14 protein-coding genes and 1 pseudogene are annotated in these 18,697 nt (G+C 66.8%); 4 read left to right on the top strand and 11 right to left on the bottom strand.

Translation table 11 applies throughout. From position 1 onward, the window contains the following. Nucleotides 1-5 precede the first annotated feature (5 nt). A complete protein-coding gene (locus ACQPXH_RS14450) occupies nucleotides 6-1,577 on the bottom strand; it encodes a succinic semialdehyde dehydrogenase (RefSeq protein WP_433602856.1) in 1,572 nt (523 codons plus the stop codon). Nucleotides 1,578-1,741: 164 nt separating this feature from the next. On the opposite strand from ACQPXH_RS14450, the gene ACQPXH_RS14445 reads away from it, so the two are divergent. Beyond that, the gene (locus ACQPXH_RS14445; protein ID WP_433602855.1) at nucleotides 1,742-2,437 is read left to right on the top strand and encodes a TetR/AcrR family transcriptional regulator; all 696 of its coding nucleotides are present in this window, start codon (nucleotides 1,742-1,744) and stop codon (nucleotides 2,435-2,437) included. 3 nt (nucleotides 2,438-2,440) lie between these two features. Here the strand turns inward: ACQPXH_RS14445 and ACQPXH_RS14440 are convergent, their stop codons facing one another. Both ACQPXH_RS14440 and ACQPXH_RS14435 read right to left on the bottom strand, forming a co-directional pair. Beyond that, nucleotides 2,441-3,511 (bottom strand): PDR/VanB family oxidoreductase, encoded by a 1,071-nt coding sequence (locus ACQPXH_RS14440; protein WP_433602854.1) that lies wholly within the window; start codon nucleotides 3,509-3,511, stop codon nucleotides 2,441-2,443. Continuing rightward, entirely contained in the window at nucleotides 3,508-4,377 is an 870-nt protein-coding gene (locus ACQPXH_RS14435; RefSeq protein WP_433602853.1) for a metal-dependent hydrolase, read from the bottom strand. Before ACQPXH_RS14435 ends, ACQPXH_RS14440 begins: the two co-directional genes overlap by 4 nt. Nucleotides 4,378-4,481: 104 nt before the next feature. Here ACQPXH_RS14435 and ACQPXH_RS14430 point away from each other — a divergent pair, with 104 nt between their 5' ends. Then, on the top strand, nucleotides 4,482-5,147 hold the full coding sequence (locus ACQPXH_RS14430) for a TetR/AcrR family transcriptional regulator (protein ID WP_433602852.1): 666 nt from the start codon (nucleotides 4,482-4,484) through the stop codon (nucleotides 5,145-5,147). A gap of 7 nt (nucleotides 5,148-5,154) precedes the next feature. On the opposite strand, the gene ACQPXH_RS14425 is transcribed toward ACQPXH_RS14430, so the two are convergent. Continuing rightward, on the bottom strand, nucleotides 5,155-6,648 hold the full coding sequence (locus ACQPXH_RS14425; RefSeq protein WP_433602851.1) for a flavin-containing monooxygenase: 1,494 nt from the start codon (nucleotides 6,646-6,648) through the stop codon (nucleotides 5,155-5,157). A 198-nt stretch (nucleotides 6,649-6,846) separates the two neighbouring features. Here ACQPXH_RS14425 and ACQPXH_RS14420 point away from each other — a divergent pair, with 198 nt between their 5' ends. Further along, nucleotides 6,847-7,236 carry a hypothetical protein gene (locus ACQPXH_RS14420; RefSeq protein ID WP_433602850.1) on the top strand — a complete coding sequence of 130 codons (390 nt, stop codon included), beginning with the start codon at nucleotides 6,847-6,849 and terminating at the stop codon, nucleotides 7,234-7,236. Next, nucleotides 7,233-7,811, top strand: a complete 579-nt coding sequence (locus tag ACQPXH_RS14415) for a DUF3558 domain-containing protein (RefSeq protein WP_433602849.1) — start codon at nucleotides 7,233-7,235, stop codon at nucleotides 7,809-7,811. The genes ACQPXH_RS14420 and ACQPXH_RS14415 overlap by 4 nt, the downstream gene beginning before the upstream one ends. Nucleotides 7,812-7,852: 41 nt before the next feature. Here the strand turns inward: ACQPXH_RS14415 and ACQPXH_RS14410 are convergent. From ACQPXH_RS14410 to recC, 7 genes and pseudogenes are all read right to left on the bottom strand, one after another. Beyond that, nucleotides 7,853-8,376, bottom strand: a pseudogene (locus tag ACQPXH_RS14410) (mycothiol transferase). Between the two features lie 174 nt (nucleotides 8,377-8,550). Beyond that, the gene (locus ACQPXH_RS14405; protein WP_433602848.1) at nucleotides 8,551-8,754 is read right to left on the bottom strand and encodes a hypothetical protein; all 204 of its coding nucleotides are present in this window, start codon (nucleotides 8,752-8,754) and stop codon (nucleotides 8,551-8,553) included. 11 nt (nucleotides 8,755-8,765) lie between these two features. Continuing rightward, nucleotides 8,766-9,380, bottom strand: a complete 615-nt coding sequence (locus tag ACQPXH_RS14400; RefSeq protein ID WP_433603452.1) for a methylated-DNA--[protein]-cysteine S-methyltransferase — start codon at nucleotides 9,378-9,380, stop codon at nucleotides 8,766-8,768. Then, the gene (locus ACQPXH_RS14395) at nucleotides 9,380-9,859 is read right to left on the bottom strand and encodes an RNA polymerase sigma factor (protein ID WP_433602847.1); all 480 of its coding nucleotides are present in this window, start codon (nucleotides 9,857-9,859) and stop codon (nucleotides 9,380-9,382) included. The genes ACQPXH_RS14400 and ACQPXH_RS14395 overlap by 1 nt, the downstream gene beginning before the upstream one ends. A gap of 49 nt (nucleotides 9,860-9,908) precedes the next feature. After that, nucleotides 9,909-11,789, bottom strand: coding sequence for an exodeoxyribonuclease V subunit alpha (gene recD, locus ACQPXH_RS14390; protein WP_433602846.1), 1,881 nt, complete (start codon nucleotides 11,787-11,789; stop codon nucleotides 9,909-9,911). Then, a complete protein-coding gene (locus ACQPXH_RS14385; protein ID WP_433602845.1) occupies nucleotides 11,786-15,136 on the bottom strand; it encodes a UvrD-helicase domain-containing protein in 3,351 nt (1,116 codons plus the stop codon). Before ACQPXH_RS14385 ends, recD begins: the two co-directional genes overlap by 4 nt. A gap of 121 nt (nucleotides 15,137-15,257) precedes the next feature. Then, nucleotides 15,258-18,605: an exodeoxyribonuclease V subunit gamma gene (recC, locus tag ACQPXH_RS14380; protein ID WP_433602844.1), complete on the bottom strand. Its 3,348-nt coding sequence runs from the start codon at nucleotides 18,603-18,605 to the stop codon at nucleotides 15,258-15,260. Between the last annotated feature and the right edge of the window lie 92 nt (nucleotides 18,606-18,697).

Here is an 18,697-nt window from a genome sequence, read left to right as displayed (position 1 = left end):
CGCAATTACTTTTGGCGCAGCGCCTTCATGACGCCGAAATACAGCGTCATGGTCTTGGCCCACAGTTCCTCGGACATGCCGGGCAGCGGTGCGATCGGGAGCATCCGCTGCACCGCGATCGTCTGGGTGTCGATGTACTTCAACAAGCCCTCCGGCCCGTGCCGACGCCCGGTACCCGACATGCCGAGCCCACCCGATGGCGCGTCCGCACTGCCCCAGGCCGCGATGAAGCCCTCGTTCACATTCACCGAACCCGCATTGATGCGCGCGGCTACCCGACGACCTCGATCGACATCCTTGGTCCAGACACTCGCATTGAGGCCGTATGCGGTGTCGTTGGCCTGTTCGACCGCCTCGTCGTCGCTGCCGACCCGATAGATCGAAACCACCGGGCCGAAGGTCTCCTCGCGATACACCGTCATCCCGGGCCGCACGCCGGTCAGCACTGTCGGCTCGTAGAAGTACGGTCCGAGATCGGGACGCGCCTTACCGCCCGCCAGCACCTGCGCACCCTTCGCGACGGCATCGTCGACATGCGCACTGACGGTGTCCAATTGGCGCTGGAACGTCAAAGACCCCATATCACTGGCGTAATCGAGCGCACCGCCCACTTCGATCGCCCGCACATGCTCGATGAATTCGCCGACGAACTGGTCATAGACCTTGTCGTGCACATAGATTCGCTCCATCGACTCGCACAGCTGCCCCGCCGAGGCGAAGCAGGCCCGAATCGCGATCTTGGCCGCCCTGGAGACATCCGCATCGGCGAACACCAGCAGCGGGTTCTTCCCGCCGAGTTCGAGCGAATAGCCGATCAACCGCTCCCCGGCCTGCTGCGCGATGGTCCGACCGGTCGCGCTGGACCCGGTGTAGTCGACATAATCGGCGCGCGCGATCACCTCACCGCCGATCACCGAACCACGGCCGAGCACCGCCTGCCAGAGTCCGCGCGGCAGCCCGGCGCGCTCGGCGGCATCGATGGCCCACAGTACGGTCAGTGCGGTCTGGTTGTCCGGCCGCGCGACCACGGCATTTCCGGCGACCAACGCGGGCAGGGCGTCGGAGACGGCCAGCGCCAGCGGATAGTTCCACGGCGAGATCACCGCGACCACGCCCTTGGGCCGATGCCGCACATCGACCTGGGTCAATACCGGCAGCACACCACGCGGCTTGCGGGTGGCCAACAGCTTGTTCGCGACCGACGCGTAGTACCTGGCATTGATCGCCACATCCCCGACCTCGTCGAAAGCATGCGCTCGGGACTTGCCGGTCTCGGTCTGCACGATATCGAGGATGATGTCTTGTTCGGCCAGCACGATGTCGTGGAATTTCCGCAGCACCGCGACCCGCGCACGGACCGAGCGCCGCGCCCATTCTTGCTGCGCGGTGCGCGCGGTCGCGAAGGCGGTCTCGATATCGCCGGTCGAAGACTGCGGCAGGTCCGCGATCTTGCGCCCGGTCGCGGGTGCGAAGACCTCGACCGCGGGAGCAGCGCCCGCGATCGCACGATCTAGCAGGGGTTGCACCAGGGCCGCGGGCAGGGCCGTCGGTTCGGTCAGCTGGCGGGCGGTCGTCATTGTCGGCCCTCTCCTGGGTCGGGCGCCTGCGCTGGACGAGGCGACAAGCCGGGTTCGGCTATTTTCTGAACACTAGTGTTAGATTAATGCGGGTGCCGCGCCTCGTGTCAAGCTGTCAGATGTGGCACACAGACGGGTCAGGCTTCGAGTTGTGAGGCATCACCATGTCCACTGACGCTTCCCAGACGAACGGCGCGGCCCGCCGGGGCCGACCACCGCAGACCCAGGAGCAGGCCGAGGAGGTCCGCGCCCGCATCGTGCTCGCCACCGCGGCGGTATTCACCCGCGGCGGTTCGCGCGGACTCAGCGTCGCCCAGATCATCGAACAGGCCGGACTGGCCCGCCCCACCTTCTACCGCTACTTCGGCAATGCCACCGAACCGCTGCACGTCGCACTCGAGGCATCCAACGACGGCCTTGTCGACGGCATTCGCACGGCACTGACCGGTCCCGACGAGCCGGTCGAACTCGGCATTCGACTCATCGATGCCTATCTCGGCTGGGCCCGCGGCCACGGTGCGATGCTGCGGCCGTTGTTCGCCGAACTACACGATCCGGCCTCGCCGGTATCGGCCTATCGTGAACGGGCACTGGACGATATCCGCGCGCTGGTGCGCGAAACGTTCACCGAATTGGGCCGCCCGGTCCCCTCGCCACTGGATCTCGATGCGGCCCTGCATGTTTGCGAGTACGTGGTCTATCGCATTTCGGCGGGTGCCGCGCCCGGCGCCGAGCCGGACGCGGAAACCGTTGCCGCCGGACGGCTCACCATGATCCGCGTGCTGCTCACCACGCTCGGCACCCGCGCCGACCTCGAATATGCCATGACACTGCCGGGTATCTTCCCGCCCGCGGAGTGAAATCTACAGATCGAGTTCGAGTTCGCCACCGCGAGAACGCGATACGCAGGTGAGCATTGCACTGTTGCGATCGCCGGGCAGTAGCGCGTGGTCCCGGTGCTCGACCTCACCGGCGATTACACTCGCCCGGCACGTCCCACAGAAACCCTGCTGACACGAGTACGCGACACCGGGCACCGCCCGCCGGATCGCGCTCAGCGCGGACTCATCGGCGGCGACATCGACCTCGGTTCCACTGCGGCGCAATCGAATACGGAACGGCGCGCCGTCGCTGACCGGTACCGCCGAGAAGCGCTCGGTGTGCAGCGAGGCCATCGGATCATGTAACAACAGCACCTTGCGCGCGGCTTCCGCCAATGCCGGTGGTCCGCAGACATATACCGCGGCACCGGTCGGCGTCTGCTCGAAGATCATCCGCGGATCCGGCACCCCGAACTCGTCATCGGGTCGAACCACCACATCACCACCGGTGAGGTGGGCGAGCTCGTACAGGAACGGCATCCGCGCCCGCGAGCGTCCGAAGTACATGAGCCGCCACGGTATCCCGGCGCGTTCGGTGGCGGTGACCATCGGCAGAATCGGTGTGATCCCGATACCGCCCGCCACGAAGAAATACTCCGGTGCGTCGATGAGCGGGAACGCATTGCGCGGGCCACGCACCCACAGTCGGTCGCCGACGCGCAGCTGCTCGTGGATCTCGCGGGAACCACCATCGCCATCGGCGATGTACCGCACCGCGATTCGGTAGCAGCTGCGATCCTCCGGGTCGCTGTTCAGCGAATACTGCCGCTGCTGACCCGAGGGCAGGAATACATCGATATGGGCGCCCGGCGTCCAGGCGGGCAGGTCCGCCCCGCCTGGATCGCACAGGGTCAGGCTGACCACCTCGTCGGCCTCGGCCTCGATTCCCAAGATCGCCAGCTCGAAATCGTAGCCGGTGCGCCGTACCGGCTGTGGCCGTGAAAGCAGCTGCGCCGCTTTCCCTTCGGTGAATACCCGCTTGTAGGTGTCCACGGCCGACGCGATCATCCGCAGCCCGGCTCCCGGCCGGAACTGCTCCTCGACGGCGGTCATGAGCGTGCCCGTGCCGCCGGCGACTGCGCGAGGTAGCGCAGTGCGTTATCCATCGGACCGAGTTGGGAGGGATGGAATCCCGGCCGCAGGTACCGCGGAATCTCGGTCACGAAGGTGGTGAGGTTCGGGATCACACCGCGCAGCGAGGCACTGACCAGCTGTAGCGGCCACCACCGGCCCTTGTTCGGCGATGGGTCGCGCTGGAAGAGGTAGGCACCCGAAATCACGAACAGCGCGAGCAATCCCGAACTGGCGATCAACGCCTGACGCGCCTTGCGGGCGTAGCCGCCGTCGAGATGCATGTACGCGTCGTAGACTACGCTGCGATGTTCGACCTCCTCGGCGCCGTGCCAGCGGACGAGATCCAGCATTGCCGGATGCATCCCTTTGGCCGCCAATTTGTCGTTGGTGAGCAGCCATTCGCCGATGACGGCGGTGTAGTGCTCCATCCCCGCGAACAGGGCCAGTCGCTCGCACAGCCATTCGCGTCTGGCCCGGCCGGACAGTCCGTGGTCACCGAGCAGCCGATCGATCAGCCAGACGACGCGATCCACCATCGGCCCGACCTCGAGTCCGAGGCGCTCCAACTGGTGGCGGGCCTTTTCGTGGGAACCGGCGTGCATCGTCTCCTGACCGATGAAGCCGCGGACCTCTTCCCGCAATCGCTCATCATCGATCAGTGGTAAGGCCTCGGCCAGCGCCTGCGCCATCGCACGCTCGCCTTCGGGGAGTACCAGGTGCATCACATTGATGATGTGGGTGGCCATGACTTCGCCGGGGATGTAGTGCATCGGCACCGAATCGAAATCGAAGCTGACGTCCCGCGCGTTGATGGCATGAGCCTGATCGGCGTAAGCAATGCCCATCTGATGGTCCTCACGTCTGGTCCCCGGACGATCAATGTATTGCCGACATCAAATGCTGTCAACATCACATGATGTCAACTTCCCGACTATGGGAGGATCGGGCCATGAACGACGCCGTTTCCGATGGATCGATACCGGGGATGCGCCGCTGGCGCGGTACGCCCCCGGCCGACCGAATCGCCGCGCGCCGCGAACAGCTCGTCGAGGCCGCCATCGAGTTGATGGCCACGATCGGAGCCTCCGATATCTCCATGCGCGGGGTCTGCAGGCAGGCCGGACTCACCGAGCGGTACTTCTACGAGAGCTTCCCGAATCTGGACAAACTGCTCACCGCGGCATTGGAAGCGGTGGTCCTCGGCGCACAGGAACGCCTGCTCGCGGCGCTTGTCACCACACCGCCCGAACCGCAAAAACTATTCCGCCATGCCATTTCGGCATTCACCGATTATCTGGTCGAGGATCGTCGGCGCGGCCAGATCATGTTCGTGGAATCGCAGGCCACCCGGGTACTCGGCGACCGAGGCAATGAGCTCATCGAATTGTTCACCGCGCCGATCGCGCTCACGATCGGATTGGGTGACGACGGACCACAGACCCCACCGGAGCAGTACGAGAACAGCCTCAACTCGAACGCCATTTTCGGCGCGATGGCGTATATGTACCGCCCGTGGCTGGACGGCACCATCGATATTCCACGCGAACGATTCGACGACCACGCGACCAGCGTGTTGCGCAATATCGCGGCCGCGCGGTCGGCGGAGCCGCACTGACCAGTCGTCAGCTCTGTGTGGATACCGGATCCCGATCCCGCGACCGTTCGAATACCATCGCGCGATCGGTGATCTTGCCGTGGCGCAGCGTGACCAGATCGCGTAGGTAATTCATGCGTAGGCGCCACGGCGCCTTGGTGCCCTGGATCGGGAATTGGCTGGCGGCGCGCTGGACATAACCCGGATTGAAATTCAGGAATAGCGACGCCGCGCCGACGGACGGATCGCGCGCAGGTGTGCAGCGGTCGTATCCGTTGCGGTACATATGGCGTAGCAGCCGAACGACGTACTCACACACCAGATCCGCCTTCAGCGTCCAAGAGGCGTTGGTGTATCCGATGATGTACGCGAAATTCGGCACATCCGACAGCATCATGGCCTTGTAGGCCATGTGTTCGGCGAGGCGCACCTGCTGTCCGTCGACGGCGAGTTCGATGCCGCCGAAGGCGAGCAGATTCAAACCCGTTGCGGTGATCACGATGTCGGCATCGAGGGTCGCACCGGAGGCGAGGGTCAGGCCCGTCTCGGTGAATGTCTCGACCTTATCGGTCACGACGTCCAATCGACCCTTGCGGATCGCGCGGAAGAAGTCGCCATTGGGGGCCAAACACAGTCGCTGATCCCAGGGGTTGTAGGTCGGGGTGAAATGGGTATCGATGTCGTAGCCCTCGGGCAGCCAGCGCCGCTGCCAGCCCTTGATCCGCTTGCGCATGGATTGCGGATACCGTTGACTCAGTTGGTAAATCGCGGTTGCCAGCGCCACATTTTCGGCCCTGGCCACCGCGTAGGCGGCCCGGGTCGGCAGGAATTTGCGGGCCTTGACGGCGAGGTCGTCGCGGGCGGGTGCGGAGATGATGTAGCTCGGTGAGCGTTGCAGCATCGTCACGTGCGCGCCCTGTTCGGTCAGTGCCGGTCCCAGCGTGACCGCGGTCGCGCCACTGCCGATCAGCACTACGCGCTTGCCCGTGACGTCCAGATCGTGCGGCCAGTGCTGCGGGTGGATGATCGGCCCGGCGAAACGCTCGGTACCCGCGAATTCCGGGGTGTAGCCCTCGTCATAGCGGTAGTAACCGGAGCAGCAGAACAGGAATCCGGCTGTGAGAGTGACGGTTTCGCCGGTATCGGTGCGTTCGGCGCGCACCGTCCACCGGTTTTCCCGCGACGACCATTCGGCGCCGACGACGCGATGGTGGAAGCGGATATGGCGGTCGATCCCGCTCTCGGCGGCCGTGGCGCGCACATAGTCGAGGATGTCCGCGCCGTCGGCGATCGAATACTCCCCCAGCCACGGACGGAAGCGGTAGCCGAGGGTGTACATATCGGAATCGGAGCGAATTCCCGGATAGCGGAAGAGGTCCCAGGTGCCGCCGATCGCGTCGCGGCTCTCCAGAATCGTGTAGCTCTTCTCCGGGAAGGCCCGCCGCAGGTGATACGCCCCGCCTATGCCGGACAGTCCGGCACCGACAATGAGCACATCGACATGCTCACCAGCGATCGTCATCGATCTCGTCCTCCGATATTCGGCGGTGCGATTCGCACCGATTTCACCCCCCAGCCTATCCGCTGCGGTTCGGTCGAGGATCATGACGCGGGAGGCGCCGAAAACGCCCGGTTTCGGGAATCTGTGTTTTCGATGGAACCGTTTCGTCGACGCGTGCGTCTCTGTGATCAGACGGGACTAGTTGAAGGGGCGACCACTATGGCTGTCGACAGTGCGTTCGGCGGGTACATCGAGGATGCGAAGACCGGGGCGCTGAAGGTGCGGATGGAACCGCAGGCGTTTCTGGATATCGACGCGGCGTGCCGGAACTTGATCATCGACCTGTCCTCGGTCCAGAACGACGCACGTGCACTCGGTGAGCGGTCGACCTGGGGACTCGGTGAAGACAACCCGCGCCTGACCTCGGCCGTCGAGCTGGTGAAATTGTTCAGGGAGAAGGCATTCGGCGGCCCGAACAACGCTTACGACACAATCGGCGAGTACATCGCGGTCGCCACGGAAATCCAGATCCTGTTCAAGACCATCTGTGACGCCTACGAGCGCACCGATGAAGACTTCGCCCACCGGATACGGCAGATCCGCGTATGAGGATCCGCGCCGAGCGCTCGTCGAAAGCGGCGCTGCTGATCATGGCTGCGGCCATCGTCCTCGTGGCATGCGGTGGCGGAAGCAGTGCCACCTCGACCGCCACATCCACCACGCCTGTCACCTCCGGTGCCTCGGCTACGCCGTCCAGCACATCGAACACAGCATTCGATCCCTGCACCGCGCTGACGCCCCAGTTCCTCTCCGAGCACCGATGGAACGCCCGCACCCCCACACCCGAGCAGGATTCGACGGGCAACTCCCAGTGGAAAGGCTGCCTGTACGTCGCGCAGAGCACATACACATTCCGTGTCCAGACGACCAACGGAACCCTTGCCCAAATCAGCGAAAAGTTCCCCACCGCAACCGAACTCACCATCGACGGCCGCAAGGCCCTCCGCTATGAGGCCCGCCCCGACGTCCCCGGCGGCTGCACCATCAACATCGATATGAAATCCGGCTCCCTCTACATCCTCGTAGACGACCCCCGCGGCCAGCACCCCCACAAACTCTCCCCCTGCGATAACGTCACCGAAATCGCACAAGCCCTCGCCCCGCTCCTCCCCCGAGACAGCTGACTGATCTCGCCGAACGGGCGTTTCGGTTCAACCGGCCCCAACTACCTGCGGCGCAGCAGAACTCCGCGAATGAAGGCGGCTTGGCCGGCGTGCTGGATATCGTCATCCACCACGCTGATCAGCCGCACACCCAGGGTGACCGGCGGATCCCAGCGAGTGTCGACGATGCGGGGCAGGTCGGCATCGGTCAGTCCGGTTACATAGTCGATCGTTTGCGTGTGCACCGCGTCGTAATAGCCCAACAGCAGCTCGGCGGAAATCCCGCCGAGTTCGGCGACCTCCCCGGCGCGGTGCCCGTAGCCGGTCGCCTCATCGGCGAACGGCAGGTCGACGGCAGGTCGAACCGTTTGGCCCAGCCCGCTGCCGTCCACATCTGTTCCAGTCCCGCCACGTCAGCTATATGGTCGTCCTGCACCCGGGTCAGATGCCAGATCAGCCAGGCGATGGAGTTGGCGGCCGGATCGATCTGCGCCCCCAGCTCGTCCTGTCCGAGCCCCTCCACCGCGCCGTGCACATTCTCCCGCACCCGTCCGAAGGCATCGACCAACAACTCAGCGCTCGTCATGCCCTCATGCAAGCACAGAGTCGCCACCGATATTCCGGATCGCGCCGTCATCCGCCCAGCGGCAGCAGGAGGTCGGCCGATTCGAGGTCGAGCAGGGCCCGTTCGGCAAGTAGCCCGCCCGCGCAACCGGTCAGGGACCATCGGCCCCGAGCACACCGTGGCACGGGAGCAGGATCAGCAGCCGGTTACCAGCCAGCGCGCCGCCGATCTTGCCAGCGTCGGCGGGAGTACGACCGAGTTACATGGCGCGAACTCGGCGCACTCGTCCGGGCTCAGCAGCGGGCCGGTCTGGGCGCAGCCATAGGCGTCGATCTCCTCGGTCAGATCGTGCCACTGCTGCGCTTCGACTCGTTCTTCCAGCGCGGCAGAGGATTTCATAGCGTCTCCCGTCACGCCGCTTCAAGTGTGAGCAGAGCGGTCTTGGCGGTAACGCCGCCGACGTACTGACCGATCGAACCGTCGCTGCGCACCACGCGATGGCACGGGATGACCACCGGCAGCGGATTGTGCGCACAGGCCGAGCCGACCGCGCGAACCGCACGCGGATTGCCGACGGCCGCAGCGACATCTGCGTAGCTCTCGCGATGCCCGTAGCCGATATCGCTCAGGTGCTCGATCACCTGGCGGCGGAATCCGACGGTCAAACGCAGATCGAGTGGCAGATCGAATTGTGTTCGCGCACCGGCGAAATACTCGTCGATCTCGCGTGCCGCGGCATCCAGACGCGCCGGAGCGGCCAGGACGCGCGGGCTGATGCGTTCGGCGAGTGTGGCGAGCACGGTGTCATGGTTCTCGTTGGGGTAGGCGACCCGCGCCAGGCCCGCAGGGGTCGCCGCGAGCAGCAAGACGCCGACGGGAGTGTCCAGCGTGCGGTATGCGACGTCGAGCAGGCCCGCGGCCTGGGCGTCGGCGGCCAGCCGTCGACGCAATCGGGACAGGATCTCGGCGGAGTTCGGGTTCAGGCCGTCGAAGAGGCCGTCCGGATCCCGGTCGATGGTGGCCATCATGTTCGATCCTTCGGGTAGAGCTTGCGCAATGTTTTGAGGCCGTCGGCGGTGGCGCGACGGGCGGCATCGGTCGAATTGCCCAGCAACTGAGCGATTTCGGCGTGCGGTATACCCGCCAGGTAGTGGTAGGCCACCGCTTGGCGCTGCTTGGTCGGCAGCGACGCGAGCGCGTGCCACAGATCGGGGTCGTAATCGGCCGGATCGGCATCGGGCGCCGTGCGTTCGGGCAGCGTTTCGGCGGGAACGGGTGCGCGGGTCAGTGCGCGCCCCACATCGATCGCGCGTCGGTGCGCGATGGTGACCAGCCATGCCTCGATATTCGTCTTCGGGTCGAGGTCGGGATAGGCCCGCAGGGCCGACAGAAAGGTCTCCGACCAGGCATCGGCCGCATCCGTCGGACCGAGCACGGCCCGGCATACGCGCAGCACCATCGGGCCGTATTCGGCTACCACATCCTCGAACGGAGGCAATCTCACGCTGGGTAGACGTCGGGGCCGCGGAAAACGTGAGATTCCCAGGTCAGGCTCACTTCGACTCCGGGATGCGCGACAGGCCGCTGGCACGAAGGACGCGGCGGTCGATGGCGGCGCGAATCGAGTCGTCGGTACCGATGATGCGCACGTGGCGACGCGCGCGGGTGATGGCCGTGTACAGCAGTTCCCTGGTGAGCAGGGTGGATTCGGGTTCGGGCAAGACGACCGAGACGGTGTCGTACTGGCTGCCCTGGCTGCGGTGGATGGTCATGGCGAAGACGGTGACCACGGCCGGAAATTGGGTCGGATGCACCAGGTAGGGTTCGCTGCCGCGCTGCAGGGCCGCACGCAATGAGCCGTCGGGCATACGCACGATGACACCGGTATCGCCGTTGTAGATGCGCGCCTCGTGGTCGTTGGCGGTGACCAGCAGGGGTTGGCCCGGATACCACGGCGCCTGATGCGAGTCCGGCCCCGCGCCACCGGCCGCGGCCCACTCACCGGCCATGCGGTCCCAGCGTTCGACGCCGAACGGACCTTGCGCGTGCGCACACAGGAGGCGGTGGTATTCGAGGGCGGTCAGCGCGGCCGCGGCATCGCCGTCGAGGGCGGCCGCGGTGACCGCGCCGGCGGCGCGCACCACATCGGCGCGAACGGATGCGGTGTCCTCGGGGGTGCGGAGCGAGAGTTCTTCGCCGCCCGCCCGCAGCAGTGCGAGTGCGGTCTCGGCATCACCCGCGCGGACCGCGACAGCGAGTTCGGCGATCTTGCCGCCGAAGCGGCGGCCACGGGTCAGTCGGACGATGCCGCCGCGCAGCCGCGTTCGCTCGAGATCGGTCAGCGCCTCCGGATTACTGTCGGCCACAATGGATTCCGCACCGAGGACTTGTTCGAGAACCGGATTCGGCGCGCCGACAACGGGTCCGGCGACGAGATCCGCGAGGACGGCGCCCGCGTCGACAGAGGCGAGCTGATCCGGGTCGCCGACGAGCACCAGCCGGGTATCCGGGCGCAGCGCGGCCAGCAAGCTGCTCATCATGGTCAGCGACACCATGGAGGTTTCGTCGACCACGATCACGTCGTAGGGCAATCGGTTGAATTCGTGGTACCGGAACCGGGTCGCTCGGCCGCGCTGCCAACCGAGCAGACGATGCAGGGTTGCCGCGGTCAACTCCGGTAGCGCGAGCGATTCAGCCTGTTCGCGCACCGCTTCCTGCAGTCGCGCGGCCGCTTTGCCGGTCGGCGCGGCCATGGCGATGCGCAGTGCGGGCAACTTCGGATGCGCCTGCTGATGCGCGTCGAGCAGGGCCAGGATGCGGGCGATGGTGTGGGTCTTGCCGGTCCCCGGTCCGCCCGCCACCACCGTGGTCCAGTGCGTCGCGGCCAGTGCGGCGGCGATCCGCTGGCGGTCCGGGGCCGCTCCGACCGGGGCGTCGAAGAGCCGGTCGAGTTCGCGTCGCACGATGGCGGGATCCACCTTCGGATGGTGTCCGGAGCGCTCGGTGAGCACGCGGCGGATCGTCTGCTCCTGCTGGTAATAGCGGTCCAGATAGAGCAATGGTCCCGCGACCAGCCGCAACGGCTGCAACGGACCGGCCGGACCCCCACACACCAATGGACTGACCCGCAGCGCGGCGACCACCGTATCGATGTCCGGCCACGGCAGCGTCGCCGGATCGATTCCCGCACCCGCATCCCAGGTTTCATCGGCATCGACGCCGATCTCGCGCATCCGGTGCAGTTCCAGACAGACCGAACCCGAACGCACCGCCCGAACCGCGAGCGCAGCCGCGAACAGCACCTCTTCCGAGGTTTCCCGGCCCATCCGGCCCAATCGAAGAGCGACGTGCACGTCGGCGGCGGAGAGCACACCGGCTTCGTTGAACGTGCGCAGCAGCCCGGTTCCGCGCTGCGCCACCTGGATCGACGTCATCGGGCAGCCTCCCCCGCCAGTAGATCGGACAGGGCGACGATCAGCGCGGCCGGCGGATTCCAGTCGAAAACACCACAGCCCGACGGGGTTTCGGGACCGATCATGCCGCGGACGAAAAGGTAGCGGGCACCACCGAGATGGCGCGTCGGATCGTAACCGGGCAGCCGCCATCGCAGATAGCGGTGCAGGGCGACCGCGTAGAGCAGGGCCTGCAGCGGATAGTGCGAGCGCAGCATTTCGGCGGCCATGCGGTCGTGGGTGTAGTGGTCGACGGTGAGGTCGCCGGTGCCGAGGCGGTTGGTTTTGTAGTCGACGATGACGAATCGTGGTTGCGCGCCCGAGTTTTCGGTGATCCGCAGCACCGCGTCGATACTGCCGGTGAGGTAGCCGCGCAGTGGGGTGTCGTCCAGGGACGCGAGTTGGTCGGCATAGCTGGACAAGGAATCGTCGGCCTGGAGGTGGGTCCGCAGCAGATCGGCGATCCGGCGCAGCGTGACCGTTTGCGCACCCGGAAGGTCACCGCCGGCGAGCGGAAGCTCGAAGTCGAGTTCGTTGAGCCGGTCGCGGGTGGAAATGTCGGCGAGACAACCGAATCCGAGCGGGGTGTGCAGCACGGCGAGCAGGGCGTTGCCGAGTACCACCGGATCGGCCTCGGCCATCAGCTCTTCAGTCGCCGCACGGCAGCGGGTATGCACCTCGGTGGGCAGATCCGGTGCGTCGGTATCGATTCGCTCGAGCACACCGTGCACCAGGGTGCCGAATTCGGCGCCGTAGGGCAGCGCGTTCATCAGGGACGGGGCCGCATCGGTGATCGGGGGTTCGGTTTCGACGAGCAGGGGCGTGCCGGGTTCGTCGGACGGGCCGCGGTCGTCCTCGGGTTCGGCCTCGGGGATGGCGGCATCGTGCGCACCTGCCGTCAGTGCCGAATAGGAGGTGCGACACCACTGCAGGTCCATGGTGCGGGCGAAGTGCGCGGCGGCGATCGCTCCGGTCGGGAGTTCGCTCCGCACCCGGCGGATCTCGACCGTATCGGTGTGCTCGACGCCTTCCACCGAGATGGCCTCCGGCGCACCGGCGGCCCAGGCCGAAAGCATCGACACCGCAACGGCATCCGCGGGCACCGCCGCCTTGCTCGGCACGAGATCCCCACCCTCCGGGCGGCCGAGGACCATCCGATGCAGCGGCGCGTTGGCCGTAGTGATCGCGGGTGCCCACCAGAGAACGATCTGACACATCGCGCGGGTGAGTGCGACGTACAGCAGGCGCAGTTCCTCCCCCGCCTCCTCGGTTTCGCTGCGCAGCTTGCGCTCGCCGTAACCAAACGCGTCCTGACCACCGACATCGAGTACCCGGGCGCCGTCGTCGGTGTGGAACAGCAGGGTCTGCGGGTACGGGTTCTTCGCGTTGTCCCACGCGAAAGGCAGGTAGACGATGGGGAATTCGAGTCCCTTGCTGGCATGCACGGTGGCGATCTGCACGGCCGCGGCATCGCGATCGAGGCGGCGGCTGCGGTCGGCGACCGACCCGGAGGCGGGATCGCGGACGCGGTCGGCAAGCCAGCGGGTCAGCGCGGTGAGGCCGAGACCTTCGCTCAATGCGACCTGATCCAGCAGCTGCGCGATATGCCGCAGATCGGTCAGCTCCCGTTCGCCGTTCTCGACCGAGAGCAGTCGCTGGGCCAGATTCGCTTCGGCGGAGATTTTTTCGAAGACCGCCGCGAAACCCGCGCGGGCGAACAGCCGGGCCGCCTCCCGCAGTTGGGCGGAGATACGACCGACCAGATCCGCACCGCCGCTGTCGATTTCGACCGCCGTCACGCCGAGCAGCGGTGTGCAGGCGGCAAGGCGGACACGGTCGGAGCGGTGGGGCTGTTCGAGCGCGCGCAGCAGCCAGAGCCAGTCCGTCGCACTGCTGGTGACGAAGACGCTGGTGCCACCCGCGAGTACGGAGGCAACGCCGACTCGGTCCAAAGCGGTTCGCACCACGTCGATTTGAGATCGAGTCCGCACCAGTACCGCGATATCGCCGGGCCCGATCGGCCGCGGTCCGGTCTTCGCCTCGAACAGCGCACCGGACTCGAGCAGTCGCACGATATCGGCCGCGAGGTCATCGGCAACCTTCGCCCGCATGCGCCCGACGGCCGGGAATCCCGATTTGTTCAACGGGCCCGCACCAGTGCGCGGCAGACACCGCATTCGCAGCGGCGTCGTCAGTTCCGCTGGTCCGGACAGTCGCGACCAACCGCGGGTCGCGGTGACCGGGTAGACCGTGATCTCCCTGTGCCCCAAAGCCGCACCGCCCTGCAGATGATCCAGTGCGGCAAGCAGACCCGCATCGCTACGCCAGTTGTCGGTGAGCTCCTTGCGGGTATCGGCGTGTGCGACGGCATCGAGATAGCTGAGCACCTCCGCGCCGCGGAATGCGTAGATGGCCTGCTTCGGATCCCCGACGAGCACCAGGGTCGAATGCCCGTGGAAGGCCAGCCGCAAGATGTCCCACTGCAACGGATCGGTGTCCTGGAATTCGTCGACCAGGGCGACCCGATACCGATCACGAATGCGGCGACAGGCCCGCGGCCCATGCTCCGGATCGACGAGCACATCGTGCAGCAGCACCAGCAGATCGTCGAAGTCGCGCAGTCCGGCGAGGCGTTTGCGGCGCTCGGTTTCCGCGCGCACCGCGGCGGCGAAGGCGACCCGCTCCCCCGCAGGGCCGTCCCCCTTCGGCACCAATACGGCGTGGCGATCCTGCACCGCCGCCAGCGCGAGTGTATGCGCCTCCTTCAGCGAAAACGGCGGCTCCGCACGGGCATACCGGTTCAGGTACAGGTCATCGGCGACCGTGCCGATCAGATCATCGATCGTCTCGACCAAGCGCGACCCGGGATCATGTTCGCCCGCCAACCCGAGTTCGTCGAGCATGCGCTGGCAGAAACTGTGCGTCGTCGCGATGGTCCCGGCATCGAAATCCGAAAGCGCGGTGCGCAATCGACGCTGCCGCAGCAGTACCTCGGCCGAATCCGCCTGCGCCAGTAGCCGAATCAGCTCATCGGCATGGGCCCGAGCCGTCTGGGGATCGGCCAGTGCCGCCGCCACCGCGACGAACCGGTCCCGCGTCCGTTCTCGCAGCTCCTGGGTTGCGGCCCGACTGAATGTCACCAGCAACAGCTGCGAAATATCGATCCCGATCTCGGCGACATATCGCACCGCCAACCCGACGATCGCATGCGTCTTGCCGGTACCGGCGCTCGCCTCGAGCACAGTGGTTCCGGTCGGCAGTGGCCCGTTGGGATCGAACCGGTCGGCGTCCAGCGAGGGCGCGGCGAATGCGGTGTCCTCGATGGTCATCCCCGCCGCCCCTTTCCGTGCCTGGCAAATCCGGTGCTCTCCTCCACCGTCCACCCGACGCCCACCCGTATCCGGGAGGCGCGCCGAACGAGGTGCCGTCCCCTTCGATCAGTACGCCGACTCATGGCTGGCCCTGATTCTCGGCGGCCAACAGCGGTGCCCACATGCGACGAGCCAGGGACCCGAAGCGGGTGGTTTCCGCGGGCTCGCCCGCGGGCGCGGGTGCGGCCATGAGGTGTTCGAGGCGAGGGGCAGGCCCCCAGATGTAGCGCAGGTGACGGTCGGTGTGGTCACCGAACGGCCCGGGACCGTTGGGCCCGCCATTGAATTCGCGTTCGGCGGCGCTCACCGCCTCGTCGGCGTTCGAACCGTGGAAGCGACGTTCGGCGTAGACGGCGGTAGCGGAAGGGGCGATCGGCAGCGGTTCGGTCAGCCCGGCGTCACGCAGCCGCACCAGTTCCCGCAGGATCGCCAGCGCGGCAGGTGGTTCCGGCGCCATGATTTCCGAACGCCATGCGGGACGGCCGAATTGGCCGCGACCAGTGGTGACAGCGCGCCACGAGCGGTCCTCCGTGACGGCCGATGCCAGCAACGAAACCCAGGCGGCAATGCGATGTTTCGGAGCGAGCCGGGAGAACGTGGTGCGTACCAAGGATTCACCGCGCACCTCGGGCACGGTGCCGGTGAGCCGACGGCCGTTCCCGAGATCGACGGCGATATCGACCGCGCGCGGCGCACCCTCGTACTCCGGCAGCGCCGCCCGCACCAGCTTGTCCACCGTCGACTCGATCTCGTCGAGCACCGCGCCACCGAAACCGAACGGCGGCAGGGTCCCGCGCCGCCACTCCGCCGCGCGCAGCGTCGATGGATCCGCTCCGGTGAGTCGCGCGGACAGCAGTCGTTCGCCCAGCTCCCATTTCGCGAGACCGTCGAGTTCGATGGGCAGCCGGTCGGCAATGTCGTCTTCGTGTTCGGGAACGCGCAGCCCGAGGCGCTGCCACAGAAATGCCCGCACCGGGTGCTCGACGAACGAAATCAAGTCGGCCAGCGCGACATCCGTGAGTTCGAATGCCGGCAGAGGTTCGGACAGAAATACGGGACGCGGCTGTGCGGGTTGTCCGGCGGCCCGCGCGCCGGCGAGGGCGACGGTATCGAAGCTGAACGGGCGCTCGGCCGCGAAATTGCGACGGTCGAAGCCCTGCAACGGATGTCGGGTCACCACCGCGTCCATACCTGCCGCGCCGACGTGCGCGCGTAGTGCATCGAGCAGTTCGGCGACCGGGATGGCGGGCGGGCGATACGCACCGGTCACCGGGTCGGCGCCGGTGTGGAAGATCAACAGCTGCTCCGTGGCCGCGAGCACCGCATCCAGCAGCAGCTGGCGATCCTCGCTGCGCGCATCCCGTTCGCCAAGTAGCGGATGGCGGGCGAGCACATCGTCGCCGTCCACGCCGCTGGTGCGCGGGAAGATCTCGTCGTCGAGGCCGAGCAACACCACCACTCGATGCGGCACCGAACGCATCGGCACCATCGTGCACACCGTCAGTTCGCCGGTCCGGAAATTCGCCCTCGTCGGTCGTGCTGCGAGCCGACTCGACAGCAGCACACCGACATCCGCCAGCCGCAACGGCACATCACCCGCGTGGTCGGTGGCGGCGGCCAGCTCGCGGCGGGCCTCGGTGCGCACCCACGCTTGACTGTCGGGCACATCGGTGAGCAGTTCGAGGCAGCGGCCGAGCACCGCCGCCCACTCGTGCGCCGGACGGGGCCCGCGCAGGTCGCGCAGGCAGACCGCGAGCCGGTCGATGAACTCCGCGAACCGGCCGGCCAGATCCACATCATTGCTGTCCACACCGCCGAGCGGTAGCGCGAGATCCAGCCAGTCCTCGGAAGATTCGTCCGCGGTGACACCGAGCAGGATGCGGTCCACCGCGCTGTTGAGCGTGTTCTGCGCGAAGTCGGCCAGCCCGAATGCCTGCCGCTGGCGCTGTCCGATACCCCACCGCGCGCCGGATTCGGCTGCCCACTCGCGCAACCGCTCGATATCGTCGTCATCGAAACCGCAACGGCGACGGACGGTTTCGGACGCCGCGAGATCCAGAACCTGCGTCACCGTCACCCGCCCGTCGGCGAGCTCGAGCAATACCGCGATCACCGCGAGCATCGGATTGGTCACCCCGCGGCCCCGATCGGCGAGCCGCACCCGCAACAGATGCGCGGGATGCGCCGAATCCCCTACCGACTCGACCGATCCCACCATCTTCTGCCCGAACGCCGCCCGCACCAGCGGCGCGTACGCCTCCACCTCCGGACACATGATCAACACATCACGGGGTTCCAGCGAGTGATCGGCCGCGAACAAGCCGAGCAGGCATTCGCGCAATACCTCGACCTGTCGCGCCGGTCCATGACACGAATGCACCTGCACGGTGTGGTCAGGAAAGCTCGCGGGTTCGGGGGGCCACACGTCGTCGCGAATCCCGGATTGCAGGGCGGTCAACAGTGTAGGACCCGAAACTTCCTGACGGCCATCCTGATTCGATCCGACAGCCGCATGGTGCCGATGCACGACACCGACCAACCGCTGCTGCAGCTCGCGCACATCCCTGCCGAGCCCCGCGAGCAGCGGATGCCGGACCACCGTTGCGCTTACATCATCGGCCCGCGCCACTGCCGCGGGCAGTCCACTCAACCGCGTCCACATCGCCGGACTCGGATGCACGAGCCACAGGTGCACATCGCGCCGCTCCCCCAGCGCGGATAACACCGCGAGTTGATCGCTCGGCAGCCGCGTCACCCCGAACAGCGACAAACGCCCAGGCAGATCCACCAGATCCGGCTCATCCCGCAATCGCGCACAGGCCGCGTCCAACCGCTCGGCCGGGCTCGGCGCCCCGACCTCGGCCCGCAACCGCCGCCACAATTCCGGTTGCCACCGCAGATCATCCGGCACCGCACGGCCGGCACCGTCGGTATCCGAACCTGCCGCCCACTCCTTGATGAGCCCCGGCCGCTGCGCCGCATAGCTGTCGAACAGCGCCGCCACATGGGCGGCGGTCGCATACCGCCGACCGACCCGATGTCCGGCGGGTTCCCCGACCCCGAGATGTCGCGCGAGTACCGCACTCCACGGTTCGCCCAGCGACGCATCGATCACCCGCAGCAATGTCCACACGACCTGCTCCGACGCCCACGGATCCGCCTCTGCCCGCACACCACTTGCCGCCGCCGATATTTCGGCGACCAACGCACCGGGAGACGGGAATTCGATATTCGCGGCAACACCGTCGCAGCGACCGGACACGCCGAGCACCGTCGACAACCGCTGCGTCAACCACCGCTCGACACCCTTCGCGGGCACCGCGACCACCTCGGCCGCGAAAGGGTCCGGCAACGGTTCCGCAAGCAGCGCGGCCAACGCCTCCGCCAACGCATCGGCGCGCTCGGCACGATGTATGTGCAGCGGCATCTGCGCCCTCTCGTCGGTTGGTCCGGTATGTCCGGACTGCGCGTCAAGTCGCCTATCCGGACGCCTCGGCGCTTCCGCACGTTTATACGCCC

Source organism: Nocardia sp. CA-135953 (assembly GCF_050955735.1).
Taxonomy (GTDB): domain Bacteria; phylum Actinomycetota; class Actinomycetes; order Mycobacteriales; family Mycobacteriaceae; genus Nocardia.
Note: the sequence above shows the minus strand (reverse complement) of the source record. Positions and strands in the feature narration are given on the sequence as shown.